This is a genomic window from Leptospira inadai serovar Lyme str. 10, from assembly GCF_000243675.2.
In the GTDB taxonomy this organism is placed as follows: domain Bacteria; phylum Spirochaetota; class Leptospiria; order Leptospirales; family Leptospiraceae; genus Leptospira_B; species Leptospira_B inadai.
Genome location: NZ_AHMM02000025.1, coordinates 680016 through 692475 on the forward strand (window position 1 = coordinate 680016; position 12460 = coordinate 692475).

12 protein-coding genes are annotated in these 12460 nt (G+C 43.9%); 9 read left to right on the forward strand and 3 right to left on the reverse strand.

Going from position 1 to position 12460, the window contains the following annotated elements; genetic code table 11:
- Nucleotide 1: 1 nt before the first annotated feature.
- Nucleotides 2-1108, reverse strand: coding sequence for a glycosyltransferase (locus LEP1GSC047_RS18915; RefSeq protein ID WP_010416023.1), 1107 nt, complete (start codon nt 1106-1108; stop codon nt 2-4).
- A complete protein-coding gene (locus LEP1GSC047_RS18920) occupies nt 1105-2109 on the reverse strand; it encodes an LIC_10202 family protein (RefSeq protein ID WP_010416021.1) in 1005 nt (334 codons plus the stop codon). The genes LEP1GSC047_RS18915 and LEP1GSC047_RS18920 overlap by 4 nt, the downstream gene beginning before the upstream one ends.
- 86 nt (nt 2110-2195) lie before the next feature.
- Between LEP1GSC047_RS18920 and LEP1GSC047_RS18925 the strand changes: the two genes are divergently transcribed.
- Nucleotides 2196-3146 (forward strand): GDP-mannose 4,6-dehydratase, encoded by a 951-nt coding sequence (locus LEP1GSC047_RS18925; RefSeq protein WP_039935524.1) that lies wholly within the window; start codon nt 2196-2198, stop codon nt 3144-3146.
- A 3-nt stretch (nt 3147-3149) separates the two neighbouring features.
- Here LEP1GSC047_RS18925 and LEP1GSC047_RS18930 read toward each other — a convergent pair whose 3' ends face one another.
- A complete protein-coding gene (locus LEP1GSC047_RS18930) occupies nt 3150-3875 on the reverse strand; it encodes a SanA/YdcF family protein (protein WP_010416017.1) in 726 nt (241 codons plus the stop codon).
- 178 nt (nt 3876-4053) lie between these two features.
- Between LEP1GSC047_RS18930 and LEP1GSC047_RS18935 the strand changes: the two genes are divergently transcribed.
- The 8 genes from LEP1GSC047_RS18935 (at nt 4054) to LEP1GSC047_RS18965 (ending at nt 12459) form a co-directional block, all read left to right on the forward strand.
- Nucleotides 4054-4638 (forward strand): hypothetical protein, encoded by a 585-nt coding sequence (locus tag LEP1GSC047_RS18935; protein ID WP_010416014.1) that lies wholly within the window; start codon nt 4054-4056, stop codon nt 4636-4638.
- Nucleotides 4639-4650: 12 nt separating this feature from the next.
- Nucleotides 4651-5163: an RNA polymerase sigma factor gene (locus LEP1GSC047_RS18940; protein WP_010416012.1), complete on the forward strand. Its 513-nt coding sequence runs from the start codon at nt 4651-4653 to the stop codon at nt 5161-5163.
- A gap of 24 nt (nt 5164-5187) precedes the next feature.
- A complete protein-coding gene (locus tag LEP1GSC047_RS18945) occupies nt 5188-5568 on the forward strand; it encodes a hypothetical protein (RefSeq protein ID WP_010416010.1) in 381 nt (126 codons plus the stop codon).
- 143 nt (nt 5569-5711) lie between these two features.
- On the forward strand, nt 5712-7073 hold the full coding sequence (locus LEP1GSC047_RS18950; RefSeq protein WP_039935528.1) for a cytochrome P450: 1362 nt from the start codon (nt 5712-5714) through the stop codon (nt 7071-7073).
- Nucleotides 7074-7118: 45 nt separating this feature from the next.
- Nucleotides 7119-8096, forward strand: a complete 978-nt coding sequence (locus LEP1GSC047_RS18955; RefSeq protein WP_010416005.1) for a M23 family metallopeptidase — start codon at nt 7119-7121, stop codon at nt 8094-8096.
- 139 nt (nt 8097-8235) lie between these two features.
- The gene (gene ligA, locus LEP1GSC047_RS18960) at nt 8236-10212 is read left to right on the forward strand and encodes an NAD-dependent DNA ligase LigA (RefSeq protein WP_052580751.1); all 1977 of its coding nucleotides are present in this window, start codon (nt 8236-8238) and stop codon (nt 10210-10212) included.
- Between the two features lie 4 nt (nt 10213-10216).
- Nucleotides 10217-10399: a cysteine-rich CWC family protein gene (locus LEP1GSC047_RS22585; RefSeq protein WP_081654395.1), complete on the forward strand. Its 183-nt coding sequence runs from the start codon at nt 10217-10219 to the stop codon at nt 10397-10399.
- A 167-nt stretch (nt 10400-10566) separates the two neighbouring features.
- Entirely contained in the window at nt 10567-12459 is a 1893-nt protein-coding gene (locus LEP1GSC047_RS18965; RefSeq protein WP_010416002.1) for an AMP-dependent synthetase/ligase, read from the forward strand.
- Nucleotide 12460: the final 1 nt, after the last annotated feature.

A 12460-nucleotide genomic window follows, 5' to 3' on the forward strand; every position in this document is an offset into this window, starting at 1 on the left:
CTTAGTGTACCGACGAACTCGGTTCTCTAACTGTAAGTAGTTGTTTAAAGAAGCGGTCGAAAGGAATCGAGTTATATTCTTCCACGACTTCTCTGCGTTTAACGGAAGCTCCTTCTCCTGGTAAAGGATTTCCGGAACCTTCCGTTTGTAAAACCAGATGGATCCATTCCGCGAGTTTTCGAAGACTACTCAAGTCTTTGTTTCTAAAAAGAAATCCTCCCCCTCTTAAGGTTTCCGGAACGGAAGTGCAGGAATAGGCGAATACGGGAAGATCTTTGCTTAACGCTTCCACAAGAGGAATACCGAAGCCTTCATGTTCGCTCATGCTCACGTACGCGTCCATATCATCCCAAAATCTGACCATCTCATGATCGTTCGGACTCATTCTGAATTGGACGTTTTCCCCCAACCCTAAATCCCAGGTCATACGTTTTAGATGAGAGAAATATTTGTCGAATATTACCGGAACGGATCCGCAAATTAGGATCCTGTATTTGTTATTGATTCGCTTAAGAAAATATATTAATAGAAGTAGGTCTTCGACTTTTTTATTAGGCGCTATTCTTCCTACGAACCCAAGAGTATAGCCGTTTCTTCTCCGATCGTTTCGTCCGGCCCATCGGTATTTACGCACTATCGGTAAAACCTTAGAATTCATTATATTCAAGTCTTCCAGATTGGATGCGCTGTATTTGGAACTTGGAATGAATGCTTCGACGGAACGACTGAGTTTATGAAGTTCTAAAATGGACCGTTTAAATTCAAGTGCGAATAAATGAAATAAATCCTCCTCAACGAAGGGTTTAAAAAAAATCGGAGGCGTAACGTTTTGGAACCGAACGAATTTCTTTCCTGGCAAGGCCAAAAAATCATCCAAAGGGTAGCCTGGTCCGCCATACTGAAGAATATGAACTTGATTTCTATTTTCGTACTCCCGCCAATTTTCGTCCCAAAAATTTCGGATCGAAAAATCCGCGGAACTAAAATTAGAAAGGCAAACGATTTCCGACGGAATTTGTATCGAATCTAAGGTCGAGGATATTCCTTTCATATCGTTTCCGATTCCATCGTAATCGCGGAATTCGGTGATATGTTGATAGACTTTCATTTTCTGAAGCTAAGTACGGCAAAACCGTCGCCGACTTTAGTTTCCACTACGTTCTTAAATCCTAATTTTCTAAGAAACTCTCTGAGTGAGGATTCTCCGACCTGGGTCAAAAGAACCGGCTGGAAAGGCGAGGCGAATCGGTTCGAGAAATTCGAATATCTGAATAGAAATTCGGTGCTTGGAGCCGCCTTTTGGGCTAAGGTTCTAAATAATTTTTCCAGGACCCAATTCGGCAAAAAACATAGATTCGACGGCAGAACGACTTTGGAAGGAAGAGGAGGTTGCGGTAGTAGTTCATCGAAGGAAAGTAATTCGACCGAATTGAAAACCTGTTCTTTTATGAAATTATAATGATTTGCGTTCCAGGTCACGCAACGAAACTCGATCTGGGCCTTGAGTAAATGTTTTAGGAATTTTCCCCACTCAGGATTGAGAACTAAGACGGAATTTCCGGGGGAGATCATCGATAGGAGGAGCTTTTCGCTTTCTTCTAACGTTTCTTCTTCGTAAAGAAACTCGCTGGACCAAAGAAATTCCGGTTTTATTTCCCTACGCAGAGAATAGTTTAACTCGATAAATTCGTTATAGAATCGCTCGAATTTACGTTTCAATTTTTCGTGATCGCCACGCAAAAGGATTAATTCGTTTAATACGCTGTAAAAAGCTCGAGTTCGATTTTCGGAAAGTTTCTTGTCTAAGAAAGCGTAAAATTCTACGAGGCTGATAAAGACCCATCGAAGCGGACCTCGAATGAATTTGAATTTCGGGTTCGTAAATTTGGGTGGTGCAATTCCTTTTTCGAATAAGTGGGCGGTCTCCGCGGCATCAAACTCTCGGTATCCTTCCGGAGACTCGGGGGCAAATTTCCATCGGGAAAGTTTTTCAAGTTCCTCTTTCGTGACAGGGCGTCGAGCCAATCTTGACTCGATTTCTTCCATCAACTCCCGGACATTCACGGAAGTGTCTTTGATTTCGATGATATCGGGAGATCTTTCTTCCATAGAACCCGGGACTTTTATTCGATTGTTTTTTCCTCTATCGACAAAACAATCGTATTTTTGTTCGGTTTTTGCCGATCATTCGTTTCATGAAATGTCTCGTAACCGGTGCAGAGGGATTTGTAGGGACATATCTGGTCCGCGAACTCCTAAAACGGCCCGGGTATACTGTCCTTGGTTTGGGGGTTCGGGATCAAAGCCGGAATCTACCATTCCCTTTCCGTATCTGCGACTTACGGGACTACGAAACTCTCTCAAATTTGTTACGAGATTTTGTTCCCGATCTAGTATTTCACCTAGCGGGCCAGGCGTTCGTTCCTAGGGCCATCGAAAACCCGTCCGAAACTCTGGAAATCAATGTAGGCGGAACCCTGAACCTACTAGAATTACTTCGACGTTTCAATCGAAAGGTAAGGTTTTTGTACGTTTCTTCCGCCGATGTCTATGGGAATCTTACTTCGGAAAGTCTTCCAGTCCGAGAAAAAACGACTCCCAAACCTCTAAACCCGTATTCGTCCTCAAAAGTTGCCGCCGAAACATATTGTCTTCAATACGCTAGATGCAATCAGAATCTGGAAACGATCGTTTCCAGACCCTTTAATCATATAGGCATAGGGCAAAATTCCAAATTCGTAGTTCCGAATTTTTGTAGGCAGATTCTCGAAGTCGCAAGTACGGAAAATACCGGATTACCTAAAGAAATTTTAGTCGGGGATTTAAATCCTACTAGAGATTTCTTACATGTTCAAGACGTGATAGAAGCGTATATCCTACTTGCCGAGCGAGGCATGACTGGAGAAATTTATAATATATGTTCCGGAACGGAAACCAAGATTTCCGAGATATTAAATTGGATGATAGAATTTAGCGAGGTTTCCATTATTCCGACGATTGATCCTTCGAGAATACGTTCGGCCGAAATGCTTCGCTCAGTCGGAGATAATTCCAAATTAAAATCGCTAGGGTGGAAGCCGAAAATTTCCGTTAAGGATGCCGTTCGCGAAATTTTCGATTATATTCGATTATCCGAATATAGTTAATTATTAAAGAACGGATCCTTTCCAGGTTTTTGTTCCGCTCCCTTCGATAGGAAACGGATTTCCCAAATATTTGGGTGCCGTGTTGGTTAGGTTCATATCGATCCACGCAAGAGTTCTCGCAAAGAATTCTCTAAAACGGCTAAAGGGACCGCTGACATAGGGCCGTCGGTCCGATTCGTAGGATTGGAATTCCAAACCGATTTTTTTTGCGATGAATGCGGCCCGAGGCTGGTGGAATTTCTGACTTACAAAAATTGCGTCTTTGACTTGGAAAATCTCCTTGGCTCGAACTAAGGTGTCAAGCGTTCGGAATCCTGCGTGATCTACGAAAACATCCCGCTGGTTTACGTTTCTTTCTAACACGTAGGTCAACATGGGTTTCACTTCGTTGTAATAACGGCTTCCGTTATCTCCCGATAATAGAATTTTTCGGACCTTACCTTGACGGTATAATTCCAGAGCGCAATCTAAACGATCTTTTAATACCGGGGACGGGGCGTTTTTATAAACGGAAGCTCCGGGAACGATCGCGACCGTTGCGGGTTTTAAGGATCGATAATTTCCGGCATGAAGAGTTCTGAGTTCATAGTCTCGTTCGATGGATAAATCGATCGAGGCGGGGATTCCGAAGCAAAGCGCGAGTAAAAAGACTAAAGCGAGCCTTTTTTGGCCGTTCCAAAAAACCTTTTTTCCAGGATGGGATTCAAAGGTCGAGGGAAAGGAGGACATGCGTAAAAGGATTTAGATTTCGGAAGAAGGGGAAAGGATTTTTCCTAAATTCCGCTCCTAAGCGAAAGAATTATGTTCTCCAATTCGTTAGGCCGCTCCGTTTTTTTCAAAAAACCATATTTTCGGGTCGATCACAGGAAACGGAGTTTGTAAAATGGGGTCTCAGGAATAGAAGACTATGGACAGAACGGGGCTTATGTTTCTATCGAATTCATTCGTCAGAGTCGTTCTAACCGCTAGCTTCATAACACCGGCCGCACTTTTTGCCGAGGAGCCTCCTCGCGTAAAAATCATCCATGCAAATCAATATCGGGGTGCCTCTTCCGTCTTTCGCACGGAGAGAGCCGCAGGTGTCGTTTTTGGAGATATTGAATCTTTAAGAAATCGTTATACTTTAACCGAGCCGCAGCTCGAACAAATTGCGAGAATAAACCGTAGGTACAAGAAGGAACATGAAAAATGGCTACGCCTTCTTTCTCCAAAGCAAGTCGAACTGGAGCTCTTGCTTATGGAGGAAAATCCGGATCTGGTAAAAGTCCGGGTTCTTGTACAGTCGATCGGGAAATACACATCCGAAATTCGGATGAACCAGATCGCACATCGGCTCGCTATCGAAAGGGTTTTAACTTTCGAACAAAGAAAGCGGGGGAAGGAAAAGGAATCCGTAACCCTACCCGAGGAGCATAGGGAAGCTCCCGGGTTCCCCTTGAACTTATTCGTTCCCGAAAGAATTGTGTTGCCCTTACCGGGCATCCTTCACTGAGGAAAACAGACAATGGAACAAAAAGAATTTGCCATCTTGATCGATTCAACGAAGCACATCGTGCTTTCCGCTATTAAAAAGAACTTATACGAGGAGTTTTACGATTCGATCGACGACGTAGCGCAAGAAACTTATATTCGTGCATACAAGAGTTTGGCTGCAAACAAGTTTAGAGGAGACTCTTCTCATAGCACTTGGCTTTATACGATTGCGAGAAATGAATCCCTTCGCATGAATCAAAAGCGGATGCGCCAAGCGAATCTCGCTACCAAGCTCAAGGAAAAAGTCGTTCAAGATTCCATCTTGAATCCGAGAGATGAAATGGAGGAAAGCGGAGCCGAATTGGAACTCAAGGATTTGATTTCTAATTTACCCTGGAAATATAAATCCGTCCTGGCTCTCGTTTCGGAAGGATACAAGGAGCAGCAAATTGCGCAAAAGCTCGGTATTCCCGAGGGAACCGTAAAGTCTCGCTCCTTTCGAGGAAAACAAATGCTGAAAAAACTATTTTTCCAGGAAAGCTGAGGAAATAGGAGTTAACTAGGCAAAATGAAAGGAAACAAGAAAGACAAACTCGAAGAGGAAATTTCTCGTCGCCTTGATAGTCAGTCATGGAACGACCAGATTTCGAATTTGGTTTTTCAGCAACGCAAAGCCTCGCGGATCCGATGGATTGCAGGAATCACGATGAGCGGATTTACGATCGGAGCAATTGCATTTTCTTCCTTACTGGTTCATCAACCAGGCGAATCCACCCAACCGAATTGGCAGGTTTGGGTGGAGGAGCAGATAGAAGGAACGTATGAGGATGCAGAAACTAGTATGCAAACTCCGGATCTTAGCAACGAGGAATTGCAGGATAAGCAACTACCGAATTCCCCGTTAATGGATGTTGAAACTCTGATTGAAACTTCTTTCGAGCAAAGGTAGATCGGAGCCCGATTGATTTTTTGTCTTCGGTCGAAACAAGGCTTGCTATTGTAACAAATGCTATACACTCTTGAGCGCGGATTGGTTGGGTGACAAATCCGCGTTAGAAATATCCTTCCTAGAAGGATAGGGAGTAAGATCCAGTGTTGTCGCTAAAAGAAACAAATCCGAGCCGTCCTGTTCCAAATCTTCCACCGGGAACCTTCGGATTCCCAGCCTTACGATATCTACCGTTTTTAAGTAGAGATACGATCGGTTTTTTCCGAATGCTTCATGCGAAGTACGGTAACACCGTCCGATTCGGAATTAGAAAAATCGTAATTTATCTTATTACTCAACCAGAAGACATTAAGCGGGTTCTCCAAGAAAATAACCAGAATTATCATAAGGGTGTCTTTTACAAAGAATTGGGAAGAATTCTAGGAAGAGGACTCTTGACTAGCGAGGAAGAGTTTTGGAAGAAACAACGAAAGTTGATTCAGCCCGCCTTTCATCGCCAAAGAATCGCCGAGTTTGTGGAAGTTATGGCAAACGAGACGAACAAGATGTTAGAGACTTGGAAACCAAAGTCGTCTATAGACGTTTCCAAAGAGATGATGCATTTAACGTTCGCGATTGTCGGAAGAACGCTTTTTAAAACCGAAGTTACAAGTTATGCAAATCGGATCGAGTCGGCTTTGACGATCGCATTAGAAATAACTACGAAGCGAATTAAGAAGTTGATTCCGCCGCCGATTCACTGGCCGACGCCAGGGAATATAAAATTGAAAAAAGCCGTTCAAGAGATGCATTCGATAGTGGACGAATTGATCGAAGAAAGAAAGAAAACTCCGTCCGACGATATCATATCCATGCTGCTCGAAGTTAAGGACGAAGAGACCGGCGATCGAATGAGCGAAACTCAGGTGAGGGACGAAGCGATTACTCTCCTCTTGGCCGGACATGAGACGACGGCAAACGCGCTTGCTTGGGCTTTTTATCTACTCACGCAAAACCCGGATGCTTATGAAAAAATCAGACGAGAGTCGATAAACGTATTAGGAGATCGTAATCCTACACTGGATGACGTTCAAAATTTAACTTATACCAGAAAGGTCTTGGATGAGACTCTTAGATTATATCCTCCTGCATGGACGATAGAACGCAGATCGATGGGATGGGATACTCTCGGCGGATACGATGTTCCTCCTGGCACGAACGTATCCATCTGTATTTTCAATTTGCATCGAAATCCCGATTTTTGGGAAGATCCCGATAAATTTGATCCGGATCGATTTGACGAAGAAAGGTCCAAGGACAGACCTAAAAACGCGTACATCCCTTTTGGCGGCGGCCCGAGAGTATGTATCGGCAATATTTTTGCGATAACGGAGGCAGTGCTTGTACTGGCTTTGGTTTGCAGAAAGTTTAAGTTTCGATTGAGAACGGAAAAACCTGTCGTTTTGGAACCTTTAGTCACATTAAGACCTAAATATGGAATTCATCTGGATCTAGTTTCCACTTGACCGATCCTTCCCGGTCGAAATCCTTCTTTTGAGAGGATTTCGACCATGGAAAAGATGATTAAAAAGCGCATCGACCAGGTTAAGGAGAAGGGCCACCAAAGGTTAACCGTTCTTCTGATTCCTCACGGATTTGATAAGTCTTTTCATTTTCAAATATCCATATTTACTATTTTTTTCTTAGTCGGTCTTTTGTTTTCGATAGTCGGCATAGCCGTTTTAGGAATCGTAAAATACAATAACACTCGGATTCAAATCAATGCGCTTGCTTCCGTTTATGGAAAGTATTTTGACGAATACATCGAATATAGCGCCAAGCTGGACGATATTCAGGATGATTTTTTGACATTAACCGAAAATCTCCAGGAAATCCATTCCTTGACCGATGGACAGGCAGAGGAATTACTCAAACTGCCGGACGATTCCGACATCGATGGAATAGCGTTTAGCGAACTAAAATCGGAAGAAACCGCGGATAAAGACCTGATGCTAGGACGATCCTACCTTTCGGAAATATACGGATATCGAACCGTTCGAGTTTCCATGGAAAAAAACCGCGCCCTGGTAGATTCGGTGTACGATTTTTTGGATACCCGTTACGGGATCATGAATGCGCTCCCGTTCGGAGAGCCTCTGACGTCTTACAATCTTACTTCTTATTACGGGATGCGACGATCTCCTACTTTCGGATATATGGAATTTCATGACGGAGTCGATTTGGCAAACGTTCCCAACACTCCGATCTATTCTACGGGCGATGGGCGAGTGTATCGCGCGATTCATTCTCCCAGAGGCTACGGAAATCATATAGTAATCCAGCATGCAAACGGTTACTATAGCTTGTATGGCCACTGCACCCGCCTTTTAGTGAAGGAAGGGGACACGGTTTATAAAGGACAATTGATCGCAACCGTAGGCTCTACAGGAAACGTCACCGGACCTCACGTTCATTACGAAGTCTGGATCGGGGAATCGAATCGTACGGATCCGATGGATTATATGAAAGTCGGAATCGGCCAATATTAAAATAACATAATTTAGTATGCCTAGAAAAACTTCCGCCGAAGAAAAGAAAGCTGCTAGTAAAAATTCCTCCAAGAAACCGCCCGCAAAAAAGGCGAAGGCTGTCGAGGTCGTTCCTTCTCTAAAAGACGCACAAAAAGAAATGCGTGTCTTGGAAAAGGAAATCCGACACCATCAATATCTTTACTACGTAAAAAATAAACCGATAATCTCGGATTTTGAATTCGATAAAAAATTTAAACGGTTGCAGAGCCTCGAACACGCGTATCCGAAACTTATGGATCCTGCTAGTCCGACATTAACGGTCGGTTCGGATTTAGATAAGGACTTTCAGAAATTCACCCATAAGTTACCGGTTCTTTCGCTTGAGAATACGTATAGCGAGGAAGATCTCTTGGATTGGATTCAAAAAACGGATCCAAACGGTCTTTATTCCGTGGAATGGAAAATAGACGGCGCTTCTTTAATGCTCTATTACGAAAATGGAGTGCTAGCGAACGGAGTGACTCGAGGAACGGGTGGGGTTGGAGATGATGTCACGGATAATATCAGGACAATTCGAAGTATTCCGCTCAGATTGGAAGAAGATATATCCGTATATCTCCGCGGCGAAGTGTATATGACGTATAAGGACTTCGAGGAATTTAACGAATCGTACGAAGGTAAATTCGCCAACCCTAGAAACCTCGCTTCGGGCTCCCTCAAACAGAAGAATTCGATGGAGGTCGCTAAGCGACCTTTACGCATTTTTACGTACGATGCATTTTTCCCCGATACGAAATTAAAATTTAAAACCCACGCGGAGGTAATGAAAAGGGCGGAAGATTTGAAGTTCCCGCTCCCTCCCGATACGAAATTGATTCCCGGGGTCGAGGTCGCCGCGGCGATTCGCGAATTCAGAAAAAAAAAGGAAAAGCTGGGTTTTCCTACCGACGGCCTGGTGATTAAGCTAAACGATTTGGCGCAAAGACAGGCCTTAGGTTATACGTCTCATTCTCCTCGTTGGGCAAGGGCTTATAAATTCGATTCGCTCATGAAAGAGAGTAAGATCGTGGGCATCGATTATGCCGTAGGTCGAACCGGAAAAATAACCCCGCGCGCTGAAATCGAACCTATCAATCTCGCCGGTACTACGGTTACGTTTGCCACCTTGCACAATCAGGATTATATCGACGAACTCGGAATCGGAATCGGCGCTACTGTCAGAGTTTCGAAACGGGGGGAAATCATCCCGGCTGTCGAGGAAGTGGTCATACCGGGGAAAAAAGTTTTTAAAATTCCTCATATTTGTCCTTCTTGCGGATCGCAAACGCGGAAGAGGGAAGATTCCGTAGACCAATTTTGTCCGAATGTGGAATGTCCGGATAGAGTGAAAAACGGAATCATTTTCTTTTGCTCTCGAAAACAAATGGATATAGAAGGATTGGGTGAAAAGCAGATCGAATTTTTATATGACCAAGGCTATATTAAAGATCTTGCGGATTTGTATGAGCTCGGCAAGTACAGGGAGAAGCTTTTAGAGGAGGACGGATACGGGGAAAAAAGCGTAAACTTAATTCTTAAGGGAATAGAAGACTCTAAAAAGAAAGATTTTCGATTCGTACTTTCGTCTCTCGGACTTCGCGAAATCGGCCCTAAGGTGGCTGAACTTTTGATAGAGCACGGATATGAATCGATGGACTCTATTATAGAAGCTGCAAATAGTTCAAGCAAGTCGGAATCCTTGCTGGAAATACCCGGCATCGGACCGTCTACCGTCGAAGCGATCGTTGAAAGCTTTACCGATAAGAGAATTCTAAGGTTAGTTGATCGTTTAAAAAAAGTCGGAGTCAAGATGAAGGCCGATCCGATCGCAAAGGCGGATAAACAACCGTTCGCGGGCCAAACATGGTGTGTTTCAGGTTCTTTCGAACATTTCCAACCCAGGGAAAAAGCCATCGATCTAGTAGTTTTTTACGGGGGAAAGAAGGTAGGATCGGTCTCTTCAAAAACGACTCATTTATTGGCAGGTCCCGGCGCCGGATCTAAGTTGGAGAAAGCGAAGGAATTAGGAGTCGTAATCGTATCCGAAGAGGAGTTCCTGGAATTATTACGCCAAAACGATATCGTATTTTCTTAAAAAAATGACCAGTAAAAGATGCGCGAAATGTTCCAATCCCTTTGAGTGCCGGGTCGATAGCGGAGGTTGCTGGTGCGAAACGATTCGCCTTAGTCCTCAAGTCTTGAATGAATTACGCGACTTATATACTAATTGCTTATGCCCTATTTGCCTTAAAAAATACGAGACTTCAAAAGAAGTATCATGACGCTTTTTATTTCTTCCCTTATCTGATCACCGTTCGTTGAACGTTTGTTTACTAACGATTCGGATTTTTTAATTCCCCGAAAAATGGATTGAACCAAGCGTTGTCAAAAGTAGAGTTTCCGTCCTAAACGGTCGCTGAACTCGGCCACGAACCGTTTCGAGGGGAATTTGGAAAACAATCGAAAGTATTTTTACGACATGCTGGAAAAGACTGCGTCGTTATTTCCGCTAAAGGAAAGCTTTTCTAGAAGAACGAAAACCGGCATACAAGGACGAACCTTTTCGCAACTGAAGACGTTAACGGATCATCTCATAGGCGGATTGATTCAAGCCGAAGTAGCTAAGGACGATAAAATCCTCTATCTTTGTGACGCTAGTAGCAATTGGATTTTAGGCGATATCGCCATTATTAGTGCCGGCGCGATCTCGGTTCCGAGAGGTACCGACGTTGTCGACGAGGACATTCTATATATCGTAAACCATTCCGAAAGTAAATACGCTTTGGTCCAAAAAGAGAAGGATAAACAACGCATCCTTAATCTGGCGTCCAAGCTTCCTTCCTTGAAAAAGGTATATGTATTAGAGGATGATATAGGAGAGCTGAAGATCGGAATCGGGAGTGTCGGCGAGTTGATCGAAACGGGGAAAACCTATCTATCTCAAAATCCGGATTGTATTAAGAAAAGATTAATGGAAAAGAGTCCCGACGAATTGGCTACTTTAATCTATACGTCGGGAACGACAGGAGCTCCTAAGGGAGTTATGTTAACTCAGACCGGATGGATTTCCGCAGTCGAAAAGGTGATCGGATTCGTGGGGCTTACGTCTTCCGATTCGGGAATCAGTCTTTTACCTCCCTGGCATGCCTTTGAGAGAGCGATCGAATACTGCATCGTTGAACTTGGCGCGGAATTCCTAGTATCCAATATTAATAATCTAAAGGAAGATTTAAAAGAATTCAAACCTACATTATTCCCTTCCGTTCCCAGAATTTGGGAATCTCTATATAACGGAATCATGAACAAGGTCGCTAAAGAATCGCCGATCAAAAGGGTTCTGTTCGATTTCTTTCTGAAAGTCGGTATGAGCTGGGCCGAGAAAAAATCCATTCTATTCGGCTATGATTTTAGGATCATGAGACCCGATCCTATGTTGCGATTGCTGCAAAAACTATCGGCCTTCTTCGGCTTGATTTTTTTATCGCCGCTTAAGCTCGGCGCGATTCTGATTTTTAGAGGAGTTCATCAGGCTCTTGGCGGTAGGCTGCGGGTATCGGTTTCTGCGGGGAGCGCGTTGCCTTCCGTAGTAGATAAGTTTCTTTCGGGAATCGGTTTAATCGTTCTGGAAGGATACGGTATGACGGAGACATCCGCAGTGCTTTCTATTCGAAAAGCTAACCGACCTTCACCGGGCACGGTGGGCACCCCTATAGCAGGATACGAATGCATCATTAAGGACGAGACGGGGAATCCGGTCGCTCAGGGAAAAAAAGGGAGCCTCTGGATAAAATCGAAACAAGTTCTCATCGGTTACTATAAACGTCCGGAACTCAACGCCGTCGTTTTCGATAAGAACGGTTTCTTCGATACCGGAGACATCATGCGGTTCAATTATAGGAATGAATTGGTTTTTACGGGTCGAGCCAAGGACACGATCGTCTTGGCAGGTGGGGAGAATGTCGAGCCGGTTCCCGTTGAGGATCAATTACTGAATTCGCCCTATATCAATCAGGTTATGGTAACGGGCCATGAAGCTAAGCACCTTGTGGCGCTAATCGTTCCGGATTTCGAAAAACTAAGAGCGGAATTTTCGGACCTGCCCGAAGATCCGAATGCTTGGAACGATCACCCGAAAGTTAGGGAAATTTTCAAATCGGAAGTTTCGACTCGAATTTCCCGGAAAAACGGGTTTAAATCGTTTGAAGTGGTTCCGCAAAACGCTTTTTATATCCTGCCGAGACCTTTCGATCCGGACAAAGAGATGACAAGGACTCTTAAAATGAAACGAAACGAAATTTTAAATAGCTTCAAAAAAGAAATAGATGTGCTTACGAAAGTCTGAA